The organism is Vibrio ruber DSM 16370, from assembly GCF_900163965.1.
GTDB classification, from domain to species: domain Bacteria; phylum Pseudomonadota; class Gammaproteobacteria; order Enterobacterales; family Vibrionaceae; genus Vibrio; species Vibrio ruber.
The window spans coordinates 25,016-40,877 of sequence record NZ_FULE01000032.1 but is presented as its reverse complement, the minus strand read 5'-3'; the positions used below and the strand labels follow the sequence as shown (position 1 = coordinate 40,877).

Sequence of the window (15,862 nt, the reverse complement as noted above, 5' to 3'; positions counted from 1 at the left end):
CTGGCGTGTTAAACTAAACGGCTCGGACATTTCCCTGCCGCAGATTGTTTAGCACTTCTTCTTTGGCACCATCTGCAATCACATACCCTTTTTCCATCACGATAATTCGATCAACAATATCCAGCATTGATGTTTTATGCGTGATGAGTATCAGAGTCTCGTTCGAAGAGAGTTGTTTAAATTGATGCTTCACATGCATTTCTGAGCGGTTGTCCATCGCACTGGTGGGTTCATCCATTAATAGCACCGGAGGGCGGCCTAACAGCGCCCGGGCAATCGCAACCGCCTGTTTCTGTCCGCCGGAAAGTAATTGTCCGCCTTCTCCGACTTGGCGCTCCATGCCTGCTGCATCCTGTTGAGTAAACATTGTTACACCGGCACGGTTTGCTGCATCAATAACATCCCGGTCATCAACCAATGGTCTTCCGAGCGTAATGTTTTCTCGAATTGTTCCGTAAAATAGCAGGCTGTCTTGTGGTACACAGCCAATATTTCTACGAATATCAATGTGGTGTAGTTGGGAAATATTGGTGTCATCAATACGGATATGCCCTTCTGTGGGCTTATATAATCCCATGATTAAGCGTTCTAATGTGGTTTTCCCTGAGCCCACTCTGCCAATAATTGCAACTTTTTCTCCGGGGTTGATAGTGATACTGACATCCCGAATCGATGCGTTAGCTGAGCCCGGATAGTGAAAAGTCACATTATCTAACTCGATTTTTCCTTTAAAAATTGGTCGATGAATATAGCGTTTGCCTTCCTCTTGTTCATCTGGCATAGACATGATGTTTTCGATCAAGGTGAACGCTGATTTTGCCTGAGTATATCGAGTAGAAAGTAAGGAGAGCTGAATCATCGGTGCGATGGCCCTGCTGCTGAGCATTGTGGCTGCAATCATGCCCCCCATGGTTAAGTCACCTTCAGAAATTAAATAAACACCAACAATAATCATCCCGATGTTACTGACTTGTTGGACAAATCCCGCAGCGTTTTGAATACCATTGGTTATTTTTCTGCTTTTAATATTCCAGTTCGCCATGTGTGCGACGGCCTCTTCCCAGCGGTATTGGAACTGACTTTGTGCACCGAATAGTTTGACCGTTTCTAAACCGGCAAGGCTTTCAATCAAGTTGGCATATTTCTGAGATGCGAGCCTGGAGCCTTCTTCAATGGCAACTTTCAGTTTGGCCTGAATCAGATAAGAGTAACATGCCAGTATCACCACACCGATAATCGGTACGATGACCAGAGGGCCCGACATTAACCAAATGAGAAATAGAAATAAGAATGCAAATGGTAAATCAATCAGTGATGAGATTGTCGCAGAGGTAAAAAATTCCCGAATCGATTCGAATTCTTGCAGGTGTCTGGCAAATGCACCGACAGAAGGGGGGCGATTCTCCATCCGGATGCCCAGTACCTTACTGTAAAGCTTGGATGAGATCAGGATATCTGATTTTTTGCCTGCAACATCAATGAAATAACTTCTGAGCAGTTTTAAGGTGATATCAAACAGAAAAATACAGACGATACCGCTGGAAAGCACCCAGAGTGTTTCAAATGCAAGGTTCGGGACGACTTTGTCATACACTAACCGGGAAAACATTGGTGCCGCAATGGCAAAGGCATTGATCAGCAATGAAGCAATCAGGACATCACGGTAAATATTTTTTGATTGCCAAATGGTACTCCAGAACCAGTGTCCTTGGTTTGTTTTTAAAACCTCCGGAGAGCGCTCATCATAGCTAAACTGCTTTTTAACCATAAAATAGCGGCCGATATAGCGCTGTTCCAGCTCCTGAATAGAGTAGGATATCGGCACCATACCGGATGACTCTGTGACGACTTCAGCTTCTTGTTGATCTTCATGAATACTGAGTAATACACATGACTCACCGCCTTTAAGTAACAGTATGACCGGAAATATCAGTCGGGGAATATCGGTCAATGTTGCGCGGTTTTCTTTGGCAACTAACCCAGCTCTTTCCGCAGCCCGCGGCAGCAAAAATGGCGTGAGCTTTCCATCTGCTAACGGTAATCCGTTAATCAGTGCTTCTGGTGAGTTGGCTAAGCCATAATACCGACTGATATAAATCAGCGAATTGAGTAATGTATCTTGCATTCAAGCTGACCTTTTCTATTCTTCCATCACTTATCGACAATAAAGCCTTGGAATACATCAATAAAGTGTTCAGCCAGAAAGTCTAGCTGCTCTTGTGTTTCTATCCTTGACGCTACTGTTGTAATGTCGAGGTTATGTGCGGCTCTTGAAATCGACGCTAGTGTATATGTCTGTTTCTCATCTTTTAGATTGTGCGTGAATAAATAATCCAGTTTTACGTAATGCGGTCTGAATTCATTGAGATAATCCAGTGTCTGGAAATGACGGCCATAGTTATCGACACCAAAATCTGCACCCGCATCTCGAATGGCATGACAGAACAGTGCTGTATAGCTGGCATTTTCAATAAAACAGGCTTCGGGAATTTCAAAATGGAGCCGCTTCGCGACTGATGGATTCTGTGTGAGCAATTGAGATATCCAGCGAATGAAGCTCGGATCCGAAATACTGCTTTCAGAAATGTTAATTGCCAGAATGTCGTCACCGTCTTCGTGAACTAATTTGTCGAACATTTGCTGAATCACATACTCGTCGAAAATGTGGCTGACATTCAGTTGCTCCAGCGCGAACAGATATTGCGCAGCACTATATCGCTGACCATCTTTTTCGATTGAGGAGAACACCTCTTGGTGTAAGGCATTACCATTCTTATCACATGCAGCCTGAAACCGAAAATGTACCCAATCTTTTTCCATTGCTTCGTCAACCAGTGCTTTCCACTGTTGTTTACCCATCACCAGTTGATTTTCGTCACTATTGATATAATGGTATGGCTTCGCCCGATCTGCTTTTGCTGAAGCTAACGCATTATCCAGAAGTGATAAAATGTTCGATGTCGTTGTTTTTGAGCGATTCAGCACTATGCCCAGATAAGCTTCCGGCGAAACGAATCCTGTCGGATCCGGTGTCATGTCAGAGACGCAATTTATAATATCTTCTGCGATCGACTGAATTTCATCGTCCTCAGCATGGGGGAAAAGAAAGGCAAATTCACTACTTGATAAACGCGCAATAATCGTCCCCGGAACGTTGATCGACAGCTTGAGGTGCTCTGCCAGTGTTTTCACCTGAGCATCTCCGCTCTCATAGCCTTGAGCGTCATAACTTTCCTCAATGAAGGCAGCTTGCAGCATCGCAACGGCACCGTATCCCCCTTCACTTAACCAACTTTCCAGCTGATTCATGTAGTAAGAGCGATTGCCCAGCTTTGATACGGCATCGAGATAGGCTCTATCCCGAAGTTGCTGCGCTTCTCTTGCCTGAGCCATGAAGGATTTTTCAACCTGAGAGGACATACGGTTGATTCCATCAACGACATGGACAAGATCTTTCGTCATCGGGGGCGGTAACGGTTTACCAAACTGGCTGCGCGCGACTTGTTCCATTTTTATCACGATTGCGTGAAGTGGCCGTAGAGAGTGCTTAATAATCAGCGCAATTGCGATTAGCCCGAACAGGAATACACAGCCGAAAACAATGCTCAGGCGGATGAGAGCATCCCATAATTGCCGGTAGGCTTCGCCCGGATGGCTGACGATTTCGACTTCGGCCAACTGCATCCAACCGCTGGTTACCACGCGACTTTCATTAATTGGTTCGAATAAATCAAGGTGAGTAAACCATGCCGGCACACCGTTTGGTGTGATGGGATACGTTCGCACAATGGCTGGCCGGTCATCGAAAAAGGTTAATTTAACCAATGAATAAGTGCTGCCATCAAAGAGAGCATTGATAACCGACTCGGCTGCAACCGTGTCTTTATCTTCTAAATATGGCGCCAGTGCCAGCCCTACAGTATTGATGGTATTACTGACTTCTGAACGTTGCTGTTGTTCAAGGTTGCTGCGTGTCGTATTAAATTCAATAATAAATACACAACTAATCAGCAAAATAAACAGCGCAATCATTCCCATAACGATTTGCTTGTAAAGAGTCATATTTCCCTACCCATCGTAACTAACTATCGGTTTATTCAAAATGAGTGCCCGTTCCCGATCTCTTAAATCATTCCATAGGCTGAGTCTAGACGAATCGCCCGCCAGCTGACCATTTTTCGATTTCATCAGCCATAGGTTTCGACCATTGAAGCTGTAGATCGGCAATAAATCTGTCCTGCTTGTCGCGGGTTTGATTTGAGGTATCAGATTATCGAGGATGAGAGGCTCTGCATCGGGTGTGTTGTAATAAGCCAGTACCATGTGAAACTGGTTTAGTTTTATCGCCTTAACATAGACTAATCTCAGTTTGCCATCCGGTATGCCTATTTCTCTGAGAGAGAAATATTTGGCAATTGTAAAATCTTCGCAATCACCGGCATTGGCTCCCAGAAATTCCAGTGGGGTTGCCCAGTAATCTTGTTTACCCCATAAGTTGATATCGCTGACAAAGTGGAGTTGATTGAAAAAGGCATTTACTTTTTCCAGTTTTTCTTGCGTTGAAAGCGGTTTATATTCAGCCAAAGCATTACGCCAGGCTTCTACTCGTTTACCCGCCCGCTCACCGTAAACATTTGTCACGGCAGTGATCCACTTCTGTTCCGTGGTATCAAGGGCCTGTAATGACGATACCATCAGTAGTAATAGCATAAAGATGACTGTCAGCCAGCGTTTCATAATGCCTCTATTTTTCTGATCGGATTGTTCATTGGCAGATGTCGGGCTCCATTATTCTTTCAGTGCATTTTCCTGTGCACCGAGTATCGGCTGTAAGAGATACTCCATCACGGTTCGTTTTCCGGTGATGATATCTACTGATGCGGTCATTCCCGGGATTATGGGGAGGTCTCCGTCATGATGTAATGTGGTGGAAAACGTCCTGACCCGAACAATATAGAAACTGTTGCCCTCTTCATCCTGAGAGGTATCGGCGCTGATATGTTCAAGCGTACCTTCCAATCCACCATATTTACTAAAGTTATAGGCACTAAATTTGACGATAGCATGTAAATTCGGACGGAGGAAAGCAATGTCTTGCGGGGCAATTTTGGCTTCAACGAGTAATGTATCTTCTGATGGAACAATTTCAACAATGTCCATCCCCGGTTGAATAACGCCACCGACTGTATTGACATTGAGTGTTTTGACCGTGCCGGCAACCGGAGAGACGACCACGGTCCGGTTGACTCTGTCTTCCAGGCCGACGGCTGATTCGGTGAGTGCCGATAACTTATCCTGAGCCTGATTTAACTTGTCTTGTTGTTCGGAACGGAAGGTTTGTGCTGTATCGATACGGCTATACATCGCTTCTTTGAGGGCTGCTTTTGCCAGTGGGATTTTTAATTGACCCGATGTCATATCACGACGGATATCATTTACTTGCCGTTGTAATTTTAAGATCTCAATCTCTGGCACAACCCCTTCTTTTGCCAGCGGTTCAGTCATCTGAAGTTCTTTTTGCACGTACTCATAGCTTTGCTTCAAATTTTTGACTCTGGCTTGCAATTCAATCAGATCCTGATTTTTTTGTTTGATTTGCTGGTCGACCACCGAAAGTTGGTTTCTCAAGTTATCCAGTGACTGAATGTACTGTGCTTTTTGTCTTTCCACTAATTCGGTTTTTTTTTCGGCCAGTGTCGGCGGAAACTTTAAACGATTGTAGGTGACGACAACACTTTTCTGCCAGTTGGTTTCGTCAAATTTCTCATTAATTTGCACACTGTCAATCGATGCAGACAGTTGGACAACGCTGGCAGTCAAGTTGGCAACTTCTTGTTCCCGTTCGCGGTAATCGGACAAAAAACGGGTGTCATCAAGGAGTATCAGCTGTTGGCCTTTTTCGACGTGCTGACCTTCTTTAACCAGAATTTTTTTGACCAGACCACCTTCTAAGTTTTGGACAACTTGGATCTGAGAAGAGGGGATGACTTTTCCACTGCCGACGGTCACTTTGTCAATTTCAGCAAAAGAGGACCAGATGGTTGCGATGACAAAAAACGCAACCATGACCCATAGCATAATCCGAGCACTATTCGGGGTATTGAGCAGAAGTGCCGCTGTTTTATCGTCAACATATTCTAACTCTTCTGAAGAAAGCGCGCTGTAGTTGTCTTTACGCATCAAGACATCCTGTTTGGTTCGGATTACTTTATTGATTTTATTACTAGTCCGGTGAAATGTTAAGAATTGACACCAGACAGATGCTGAAAATCGCTGAATTCCGCTATTTTCGGTAGAAACTGTACCATATCTTCGTGAGATTGCTTGGTTTTTCTGAAATTTGTTGCCGTTTTGGTCGGGGGGTAATGTGATACTTGTTTTATCGATATGAAAGGCGCACAATCACGAAAAAAACGCAGGAGCGCTCATGAAACTCTCAGATATTCGTCGGGAATATATTCAAGGTGGTTTGAGAAGAAAAGATTTGATGCCAAGTCCTTTTCATCAATTCGATTATTGGCTACAACAGGCGATTGATGCCAATATTTCTGATCCGACAGCAATGACTGTGGCGACTGTTGACCCCGATGGACAACCTTTTCAGCGAATCGTTTTGCTGAAAGACTCCGGAGAGCATGGGTTTATTTTTTATACCAATCTTGGTAGTCGCAAAGCGCAGCATATTGAACATAATAATCGCGTGAGTCTTCATTTTCCGTGGCATATGCTTGAGCGTCAGGTTCATATTACCGGGCGGGCTCAGAAGCTTTCAGCGATGGAAAACCTCAAATATTTTTCCTCTCGTCCGAAAGACAGTCAGCTTGCAGCGATTGCGAGTCATCAGAGTCAGCGTATCTCTGCGCGCGGTATACTGGAAGGGAAGTTTCTGGAATTAAAGCAAAAGTTTGCCAAAGGTGAGATTCCTGTTCCCAGCTTTTGGGGGGGGTACCGAGTGGTTCCTGAAAGTTTCGAATTTTGGCAGGGTGGGGAGCATCGCTTGCACGACCGATTCCTTTATTCCCCAAATGAGGGGCTTCAAAGTGAAGGGACGTGGGAGATTAACCGATTGGCTCCTTAACCGCGCTTGATGAATTCCTCGCTAACGCGTTCATCAACAATCCGTTGACGACAGATACAGAAAAGGGAAGCGATGGCTTCCCTTTTTGATTGAATGATGGGTGGCTTACTCTTTAATTTCTCTTACGACCCGAAAGCCAATGTAATTAGCGGCTGTTGAGGGTTCTGAGAAGAGTTGGCTATAGAGTACGGCATTGAGCGGTGAGAAGCTCCAGGCGCCGCCTTTGAGAATGCCTTGAGGTGCGCTGGTCCATTCCCAGACGTTGCCGACAACGTCATACAGCCCCAGAGGGTTGGCCGGGAATGATTTGACGGGAGAGGTACTTTTGTTTGCCCAGAAAGAGCCGCTCCAGCCTGTATTGGCTAAGCCAGTCGCAAAATCATCGCCCCACCAGTAATCAGTTTGAGTGCCGGCCCGGGCTGCAATTTCCCATTCATCTTCGGTCGGAAGGCGATACTTAAACCCGGTTTGCTTTGAAAGCCAGTTGGTAAATGCTTTGGCATCATTTTGGCTGACGCAAACAACCGGAGAACGTGAGGATTGCTTAAATCCGGGATTGCGCCAGTAATGGCCGGACTGTGGGGTCATTTGGTTATTGATCATCGCCACGCACATTTTCGTGAGTTCTGCATCAGAACGGTAACCTGTTTGAGTGACAAATGCTTTGAACAGTCCAACAGTAATCGGGGTTGATGAAATTGCGAAAGCATGATCAAGGAAGACTTGAGTCGATGCGTGTTCCCCGATAAAGAATTTTCCTTGGGTGATTGTCACCAACTCTGGTCCGGAAATGTCTTGTGATAATGCGTCCGCGAATGCATAGCCTGTTTTCAACTGGTTATGCTCTTCTTTTAACACTGCCCGAAGCTGACTGTCTGACTTCAGATCAATCTCCGTGTGATATGGAATATAACCTGTTTTTTCGATCCGAACCTGATGAACACCTTCTGATAATGTTAATGTCAGTGGTGTATGACCATAACGAACATCATCAATGATCACTTGGTCGTCATATAGATTGGAACGCAGCGTCAGGTTAAACCAAGCTACTTCCTGTTGGATTGGCTGTTGCTCATCAATAATACAATACTGGGCATCGATATCTAAAAGCTGGCAAGGTGCCGCATTGTCTGGTCTTGCCCCGAGCCGCGCTTCAACAACCGTTTGATAACGGCTGGCATCAGAAAAACCGGATTGAACGGTCTGATGTTGAAGCACATGAATATTCAGGGAAGCTTTCGACGCGTTTTTCATTGCGACCGAAGATTCGCTAACACTATTGAGTAAAGAAGTCTGAAACTGTTTGACTGCTTTTTGCAAAGCCAGTTTGATAGTTTGTTGCTCACATGCAGCAATGGTCATCGATGGATGACAACGGTTCGTAAAACTAACTTTTTCGGTGCCTTCTTTTAACAGCTCGATTCTCAAACGTTTCGCCCGGGCCTTCAATTTATTTCTCTGAAGGTCTGCGATATTTTTCTTGAGCAGCGAAACGGTTGTTTCCTGATCTTTGAGTAATCCTTTCTGTTCTTCCAGCTTGTTATCCAATTCAAACAAGCTCTTCTGGTTTTGTTTGTATTTTGACCAAGCATTCTGGTAAGTGGACTGATAGGAGGTGATATCCAGTTTGGGATCCGAAATCATCTTTTGATAAGCGCTTTCTAAATCTTTTTTAGTCTGATTCAGTTGGGCCGAAAGTTCTTTATCTTGCTGACGAAGTCTTTTTAGTTCGGTCTGTTGATTTGCGACAGTCTGTTGCTTTTCTTGCAAAACGTGCTGGGCTTTGTCCAGCTCAGTATTTTTACTGAAAAGGGCATCGTCAATTTGATTGACTAAAGGTGCGGCTTTTTCTGGCAATGCAGTATCTTCAGCCAGAGTGCTGAATGATACAAAGCCAAGCAGAAGGGTTGATAATAGAGCAGTTATTCCTTGTCGCATGCTTTTGTACTTCAATGTTGGATCGTCAAGTCGTCTGATCGATTGTAAACGAAAACGCCATCCGGCCATAAGTCATCATCAATAACTTACAGACAAAATGGCGTCGTAACCATATGTTTGTGAATCGTACCAAAAAATAATTCACAAATTGGCATTTAGCTTTGCTTATTCGGACGAAGTTTGACCCATACCGTGTCATTACTATTGACTGTAATGACCTGATTATATGTCTCATACCCGTCTTTGGAGACTGTAAATTGATGGCGACCATGCGGTAAAACAATCTCAACCGGGGTACTGCCATAACTGACACCATCAATCGTCACAGAATCCTGATATTGGTCAGAGCGAACGGTAATGTTTGCCCACTGTTTTTCTTTTTTCGGTGTATAATTTTTCTGTCCTTGCAGACAGTATCGTGTTGATACACCCAACAATTTACATCCGGCAGTTGCTTCCGGCCGCGCCTGAAGTTGTGCCTGGATTTTGGTGTAATAATCGTTGTTACCCTGAAAACCACTCGACAAAATCTGGCTATCCTGAATCGAAACATTCAGATCGACATTTTTCAGATTTTGCTTGGCTATGACAGACTCTGTCAGATTATCGAGTAATTTATCCTGAAAAGCAGAGACCGCTTTCTGTTTGGTTAGATAAACACCTTGGTTCGCACATTCACCCAACGTCATCGTCGTCGAACACGTTGTTTTATAATTGGCTTCAATGGTGTTGCTGTCCATCAGCTCAGCATTAATGCGTTTGACGCGGGCTTCAACCCGTGACTCTTTCAGATTATCAAGCTCGCTCTTCAGACGAGCCTGTTTCTGTTTGAGCTGAGAAACTCGCATTTCACTTTCAGTAATCGTCTGTTCGTTATCCAGTCGCGCTGCCTGATTTTGTTTCAACTCATTCCAGACTTCTTGATATTTTTTCTGAAAGGTTGCTAAATCGATGTCCGGATCTTCGAGAAGTTGGCTATATTGTTTGTCCAGATCTGATTTGGCACGATTTCTTTTCGTTTCCAGCTTATCGCCTTCACGTTTCAGACGCTCTTGATCGTTTTTCAACTGCTGGAGTTTGGTTATCTCCGTGTCGTACTTGGATGAAATGGATTTTATTTCATCTTGTTTTGTATCTATTTTTGCATCAATTGTCGCAACAGGATCAGTCTGTGCGACATTTGCTTCATCAGCATATACAAATGCTGGTCCCAAAAGAGGGCTGAGCGCCAATACGAGCGCTGGGATGTGACGTACTATCATAGGTCCCTGCAACAATTTTTAACGTTTAGCCACAGTAACTCTGTGGAGAAGACAATGACTCGACAACTAGAGAAATAATGAAGTAGCTGTCTCATAATTCTTACTCTATTGGAAGCATAAATAACACAAAATGTAACCTAGGTCTCTGATTTTGTATATTTTAAACATGCTATTTCCATTTTGAGCCGAATGAGAAAATATGCAAGTATTTCACCTCAATCTCTGCTCTGGTTTTGCGTTTGAACAAACATTCTCCGTAATTTATGTGCACTTGATCATTGTTCCGGATTCTGCTCAAACGTTCAGCGTCAGACTTACTCGAAATTTACCGACCTGCCTAATATACATGAACGGCAATTATTTTCACGGAATTAGTTACAGATTTGAATTCATCACTTCTGATAATCATCAGTATGCTTATCTATTTTTGTTATGTTTGAAAAAATAGCTGTTCTGAGGTAAAAATCTACTAAGCATATTGTTGATACTATATTGCGCATCGCGATTGTTGCACCGGATTTTGAGGAGGATGTGGGATGTCTGTGCAAAAAAAAACTTCCCTGCCTGTGTCCAATCAAACTCCGACACCGAAACCGGCGGAAGTCATGACGCTGCCTTCGGGAATGGACTGTCATGCTCATTTCTATACACAGATCGTTGTGTGCCTCAATGGGATGACCGAGTTTGAAATCAGCGGATATGGCAACCGCGTTGGTCCGGGGCAGGGATGTATTGTCCACGCCGGGGCTAACCACGCTTTTGGCGGGATTGTTGAAAGTGCCGATATTATGGTTCTCAATTTGCCATTTCCGACCACAGAAACACCAATTATGATGCAACGACTCAATGATCTGTCGAATTCCGGGTGCTATTTTTGTCTTGATGAACCGTTTAAAAACCTGATTCGAATTTTGGGACAGGAGATGTCTACCACACCGGAAGATTATCGGTTGAGTCAGGCTTGTCATGATACGCTGGTCTCGATCTTACCTCGCCATATCACCGGCTATGCACCGCATGTGAAAGAATCCCGGTTTGATATGGACATCATTGATCATTACATCGAACGCAATATCGGACGCCCAATCACGGTTGCCCAACTTGCCGGCAGCGTGTTTCTCGGCGAAAGTCAGTTCCACTCCCTTTTTAAAGCGACCACGGGTGTCACACCGTATCAGTATGTGCTGAATAAGCGGGTTCAAATGGCGAAGCGATTTATTGAGCAGGGCGGGTATACATTGGGACAGGTTGCCGATATCACCGGTTTTTCTGGTCAGAGTTCTTTCTCTCACGCATTTATCCGGCTGGTGGGTGTCTCTCCGTCTGCTTACAAAAAACGCTATCAAAAATAAGATATTACTCTCAAATTACACTTCTCTTCCTTTTTTTTCTTCTCATCTGTTTTTCATCTCATCGAGCGGATAAACAGCATTGTTACCGAATCGTTTTCCCCTGCGTTAATGTATTTATTTCTTTAGATATTCGCTAAAAAAAGATGTCGATACGTTGGCCTAATTGATGTGATTGTGTTTTTAATTTGTTAAATATCGGAGCTTTTCACAAAAAAAACGGAGTTTTTGACAAGTAATCCTCAGATGCCCAGAATACACTGCTAGCTATTGTAAAAGACCCGTTCGGGATGACGTTGAGGGAAAACGCATGTTTACTGCAAATGATGTGTTGAAGTCGGAGTTTGTTGAGCAGCCACTGAACAAACTTTGGGCTCTTATCTCGCCACTGTATATGGCAGATGAGTCACAATGGCTACAGGAGTTGTTACCGCTGGCAACACCGACCAATCAAGAAAAGCAAGAAATCACGGAAAAGACGACTCAGTTGATCAAGGCGATCAGAGCCGATAAAAAGTCAGTGCAAATGATCGACGCGTTGCTTCTGGAATATAGTCTGGACACGCAGGAAGGTATTTTGCTGATGTGTCTCGCGGAGGCATTGATGCGTATTCCAGATGCTGAAACAGCAGATGCTTTTATTAAAGATCGGCTGAGTGTTGCAGACTGGCGTTCTCATTTAAAGAACTCTGACTCGGTTTTCGTCAATGCTTCGACTTGGGGACTGATGATTACCGGCAAAGTGCTCGAGTTGTCAGACATTCAGAGTACCAGCCCGATGCAGGCATTAAATCGGTTAGTCAATCGCTTCTCTGAACCGGTGATTCGTCAAGCAATGCATCAAGCTATGAAAGTCATGGGGCGTCAGTTCGTGTTGGGTCAGTCGATCGATGAAGCGCAGAAAAATGGCAAATCAATGCGTGACAAAGGATATACATACTCCTTCGATATGCTTGGTGAAGCGGCACTGACCAGTGCCGATGCGGATAAGTATTGTCAGGATTACCTTTCTGCAATTGAGTCGGTTGGTAAAGCTTCAGAAGCGGGAACGCTTCAGTCGTCGCATTCTGTGTCGATCAAGCTGTCTGCATTGCATCCCCGCTATGAAGTCGCGAATCAGGAACGGGTCATGACCGAGCTGTTAGAGACGCTGGTGGTACTGGTGAAGCGGGCAAGAGAGGTTGATATCGGTATTTCGATCGATGCGGAAGAAGCGGATCGGTTGGAACTGTCCCTGAAACTGTTTGAGAAATTATACCGCCATGATGTCAGCCGCGGGTGGGGTAAACTTGGGATTGTGGTTCAAGCTTATTCAAAACGAGCTTTACCGGCACTCACCTGGCTGACTGGTCTGGCAAAAGATCAAGGCGATTTAATTCCGGTCCGGTTGGTTAAAGGCGCCTACTGGGATAGTGAGATTAAGTGGTCACAGCAAAAAGGTTACACAGGGTATCCGGTATTTACCCGCAAAGAAGCATCGGATGTTTCTTATCTGGCTTGCGCTCGCTTTTTATTATCGGAGCATGTTCGGGGGGCGCTCTTCCCTCAGTTTGCCAGTCATAACGCTCAGACGGTGACCGCCGTTGCTGTGATGGCGACGCATCGTGATTATGAGTTCCAGCGTTTACATGGCATGGGTGATGCGCTGTTTCATCAGGTAATGGAAACCTATCGACCTGCGATCAGAATTTATGCGCCTGTGGGCAATCATAAGGATTTATTGCCTTATCTGGTTCGGCGTTTGTTAGAAAACGGTGCTAATAGTTCTTTTGTTCACCGTTTGGTGGATGCACGCTGTCCGATTGATTTACTGAATCGTCATCCTGTTGATGCACTACAGGAATTTGAGACATTGCATAATGCTGCCATCCCGCTGCCGCCGGATATCTATCCTGACCGTCGCAATTCTTACGGGGTCAACATTGATATCGAAAGTGAAGCCGCTCCTTTTGAACATAAAGTCTCTGAGTATTTACACCAGCAATGGCACGCAGCACCAATTATCCAAGGCAAAGATCAATACGAAAGCATGATCAAGGAGAGTGCGCCAGTGACTCCGGTCACTGCACCTTATGATCACCGCATCGAAGTCGGAAACGTGATCATGGCAAATGAGCAGCAGATTACGGAATCTATTGAAATCGCGCAGGCCGCATTCCCGCAGTGGCGCGACACAGGACTTGCCGTTCGTTCCGGCTATTTGACACATTTTGCCGAATTGATGGAAGCGCATTTACCCGAGTTTGTCGCCTTGTGTCACCAAGAAGCCGGTAAAACGATTCATGACAGTATTGATGAAGTCCGGGAGGCGGTCGATTTCTGTCGTTATTATGCCACTCAGGTGATGCAACTGACGCCGACATCACACCCTGATTTTAATGGTGCCGAGCGGCATACCCAGTATCTGGGACGTGGTGTTTTTGTATGTATCAGCCCGTGGAACTTTCCGTTAGCGATTTTCGTTGGTCAGGTGGTTGCTGCTTTGGCTGCGGGAAATACGGTGATCGCCAAACCGGCGGAACAGACATCACTCATCGCGTTTCGTGCCATTCAACTGTTGTTGGAAACAGGAATTCCTGCCGATGTGGTCCATTTATTGCCGTGTCATGGTAAAGAAAGTGGTCACTTACTTACATCTCACCCTTCAATTGCCGGTGTTGCTTTTACCGGTTCAACCGGAACGGCTCAGCGGATCAATCAAACATTAGCAGCAAGACCTTGTGATCCGGTTCCTTTAATCGCTGAAACCGGCGGGCAAAATGCCATGATTGTTGATAGTACGGCATTGCCTGAACAAGTTGTGAGAGATGTGTTGCGCTCGGCATTCGCTTCGGCCGGACAACGTTGTTCTGCGTTACGTGTGTTGTTCATCCAAGAGGATGTCGCTGAGCGGGTCATCACATTGATTCGCGGCGCAATGCAGGAGCTTGCCGTCGGTGATCCCAAACTTCACTGTACCGATGTGGGGCCGGTGATCGATAAAGCTGCCCAGAGTCGGTTACAGGCACATATTGCTGAGATGAAACAGACTCAAACTCTGGTTGCTGAGCTGGCGTTGGATGGTGAATGTAGCCACGGCGTATTTGTTCCGCCGACAGCATTCGAAATCAGCGGCATTGAATGCCTCAAAGAAGAACATTTTGGGCCGATTCTGCATATTGTCCGTTATCGGGCAAAAGATTTACCCGATATTGTTGAACAGATAAATCAGACAGGCTTTGGTCTGACGCTAGGTATTCATAGCCGGAATGAAACCACGTATCGGTGGATTGAAGCACATGCCCGAGTCGGAAATTGTTATGTCAACCGTGATCAGGTTGGTGCTGTCGTCGGGGTTCAGCCGTTTGGCGGGCAAGGATTGTCAGGAACAGGGCCGAAAGCTGGCGGGCCTCATTATCTCTATCGGTTTACCCGCCCTTTTTATAGTGAAACAGCGATAAAACAAGGAGGGGAGCATGGTGAATAAAACAACATATTTTTCCGATGCCGCTTTAGCATGGCAGCCGTGGAATTTAACGGATTTTAGTTCTAAAAGTGAGCATTTACTTCGTCTTGCTCAGTCTTTGGAACTTGATGCTGCTGATTTATCGCAGGTTATCACTTATCACCTTAATAATGCGAGAACCCGGATCGCTGATACACAGCTTTTAGTCGGTCCGACAGGGGAAACCAACGAACTCTATAGCTCTGGCCGAGGTGTTGTCGTGCTCCTGAACAAACGCAGTGGCCCTGATGCTTCACGGGCTGTGGTTGCTCAGTTAGCAGCAGCTTTAATCGCCGGAAACAGCATTTTACTGTGTTCAGATGATGAGACGCTGAATTCGCGTTTGGCGTCAGCATTGGAAAACAGTAGCTTTCCTGTCCATCTGGTACAAATCGTTGCGGTTGATGCATTTCATCAGATCATGGCGTGCGATGTGCGTCAGGTCGGAATGATTTGTGAGCCGCAAGATGCAAGACAGGTCAATCAAGAACTGTCCAAGCGCCCGGGAGTGATTATTAGTCCGGTTATCGAAACGGACTTGGATCAGCTCCCGATGGCGCATGATGCAGCACTCGTGTTACGTTTCATCACGGAACGGACACGCACTATAAATATAACAGCGATAGGGGGAAATGCTTCTTTATTAGAAATGGGAAGCTCGAACCACTAAAACCTGCTTTTCTGGCGTCTGTCGGGCTTTAGACCGGCAGACGTTCGGAGAGGAACAGGGAAGGCGATCAATATATAAAGA

Annotated in this window: 10 protein-coding genes; 4 read left to right on the top strand and 6 right to left on the bottom strand. The window is 45.3% G+C overall.

The genetic code is table 11. The annotated features are described in order from the left end of the window. Positions 1 to 13 precede the first annotated feature (13 nt). From VR7878_RS12640 to VR7878_RS12625, 4 genes are read right to left on the bottom strand one after another with little or no spacing between them, the layout of a single operon-like run. Positions 14 to 2,125 carry a type I secretion system permease/ATPase gene (locus VR7878_RS12640; protein WP_077336456.1) on the bottom strand — a complete coding sequence of 704 codons (2,112 nt, stop codon included), beginning with the start codon at positions 2,123 to 2,125 and terminating at the stop codon, positions 14 to 16. A gap of 26 nt (positions 2,126 to 2,151) precedes the next feature. Then, positions 2,152 to 4,062: a bifunctional diguanylate cyclase/phosphodiesterase gene (locus VR7878_RS12635; RefSeq protein ID WP_077336455.1), complete on the bottom strand. Its 1,911-nt coding sequence runs from the start codon at positions 4,060 to 4,062 to the stop codon at positions 2,152 to 2,154. Between the two features lie 6 nt (positions 4,063 to 4,068). Beyond that, positions 4,069 to 4,737, bottom strand: a complete 669-nt coding sequence (locus tag VR7878_RS12630; protein ID WP_077336454.1) for a transglutaminase-like cysteine peptidase — start codon at positions 4,735 to 4,737, stop codon at positions 4,069 to 4,071. A 51-nt stretch (positions 4,738 to 4,788) separates the two neighbouring features. After that, positions 4,789 to 6,180, bottom strand: coding sequence for an HlyD family type I secretion periplasmic adaptor subunit (locus tag VR7878_RS12625; RefSeq protein WP_077336453.1), 1,392 nt, complete (start codon positions 6,178 to 6,180; stop codon positions 4,789 to 4,791). Positions 6,181 to 6,427: 247 nt separating this feature from the next. Here VR7878_RS12625 and pdxH point away from each other — a divergent pair, with 247 nt between their 5' ends. Next, positions 6,428 to 7,078, top strand: a complete 651-nt coding sequence (pdxH, locus tag VR7878_RS12620) for a pyridoxamine 5'-phosphate oxidase (RefSeq protein ID WP_077336452.1) — start codon at positions 6,428 to 6,430, stop codon at positions 7,076 to 7,078. A 105-nt stretch (positions 7,079 to 7,183) separates the two neighbouring features. Here the strand turns inward: pdxH and VR7878_RS12615 are convergent, their stop codons facing one another. Both VR7878_RS12615 and VR7878_RS12610 read right to left on the bottom strand, forming a co-directional pair. Continuing rightward, the gene (locus tag VR7878_RS12615) at positions 7,184 to 9,016 is read right to left on the bottom strand and encodes an SUMF1/EgtB/PvdO family nonheme iron enzyme (protein ID WP_077336475.1); all 1,833 of its coding nucleotides are present in this window, start codon (positions 9,014 to 9,016) and stop codon (positions 7,184 to 7,186) included. 155 nt (positions 9,017 to 9,171) lie between these two features. Continuing rightward, positions 9,172 to 10,278 (bottom strand): PEGA domain-containing protein, encoded by a 1,107-nt coding sequence (locus VR7878_RS12610; protein WP_077336451.1) that lies wholly within the window; start codon positions 10,276 to 10,278, stop codon positions 9,172 to 9,174. Positions 10,279 to 10,814: 536 nt separating this feature from the next. On the opposite strand from VR7878_RS12610, the gene VR7878_RS12600 reads away from it, so the two are divergent. From VR7878_RS12600 to VR7878_RS12590, 3 genes are all read left to right on the top strand, one after another. Further along, positions 10,815 to 11,630 (top strand): AraC family transcriptional regulator, encoded by an 816-nt coding sequence (locus VR7878_RS12600; protein WP_077336449.1) that lies wholly within the window; start codon positions 10,815 to 10,817, stop codon positions 11,628 to 11,630. A gap of 307 nt (positions 11,631 to 11,937) precedes the next feature. Continuing rightward, positions 11,938 to 15,093, top strand: coding sequence for a bifunctional proline dehydrogenase/L-glutamate gamma-semialdehyde dehydrogenase PutA (putA, locus tag VR7878_RS12595; protein ID WP_077336448.1), 3,156 nt, complete (start codon positions 11,938 to 11,940; stop codon positions 15,091 to 15,093). Then, on the top strand, positions 15,083 to 15,781 hold the full coding sequence (locus VR7878_RS12590; RefSeq protein ID WP_077336447.1) for a 1-pyrroline-5-carboxylate dehydrogenase: 699 nt from the start codon (positions 15,083 to 15,085) through the stop codon (positions 15,779 to 15,781). The genes putA and VR7878_RS12590 overlap by 11 nt, the downstream gene beginning before the upstream one ends. Positions 15,782 to 15,862: the final 81 nt, after the last annotated feature.

What these genes read in the sequence shown, in the direction of transcription:
- VR7878_RS12640 (WP_077336456.1), bottom strand. Translation starts at nt 2,125, where the DNA reads ATGCAAGATACATTACTCAATTCGCTGATTTATATCAGTCGGTATTAT.
- VR7878_RS12635 (WP_077336455.1), bottom strand. Translation starts at nt 4,062, where the DNA reads ATGACTCTTTACAAGCAAATCGTTATGGGAATGATTGCGCTGTTTATT.
- VR7878_RS12630 (WP_077336454.1), bottom strand. Translation starts at nt 4,737, where the DNA reads ATGAAACGCTGGCTGACAGTCATCTTTATGCTATTACTACTGATGGTA.
- VR7878_RS12625 (WP_077336453.1), bottom strand. Translation starts at nt 6,180, where the DNA reads ATGCGTAAAGACAACTACAGCGCGCTTTCTTCAGAAGAGTTAGAATAT.
- pdxH (WP_077336452.1), top strand. Translation starts at nt 6,428, where the DNA reads ATGAAACTCTCAGATATTCGTCGGGAATATATTCAAGGTGGTTTGAGA.
- VR7878_RS12615 (WP_077336475.1), bottom strand. Translation starts at nt 9,016, where the DNA reads ATGCGACAAGGAATAACTGCTCTATTATCAACCCTTCTGCTTGGCTTT.
- VR7878_RS12610 (WP_077336451.1), bottom strand. Translation starts at nt 10,278, where the DNA reads ATGATAGTACGTCACATCCCAGCGCTCGTATTGGCGCTCAGCCCTCTT.
- VR7878_RS12600 (WP_077336449.1), top strand. Translation starts at nt 10,815, where the DNA reads ATGTCTGTGCAAAAAAAAACTTCCCTGCCTGTGTCCAATCAAACTCCG.
- putA (WP_077336448.1), top strand. Translation starts at nt 11,938, where the DNA reads ATGTTTACTGCAAATGATGTGTTGAAGTCGGAGTTTGTTGAGCAGCCA.
- VR7878_RS12590 (WP_077336447.1), top strand. Translation starts at nt 15,083, where the DNA reads ATGGTGAATAAAACAACATATTTTTCCGATGCCGCTTTAGCATGGCAG.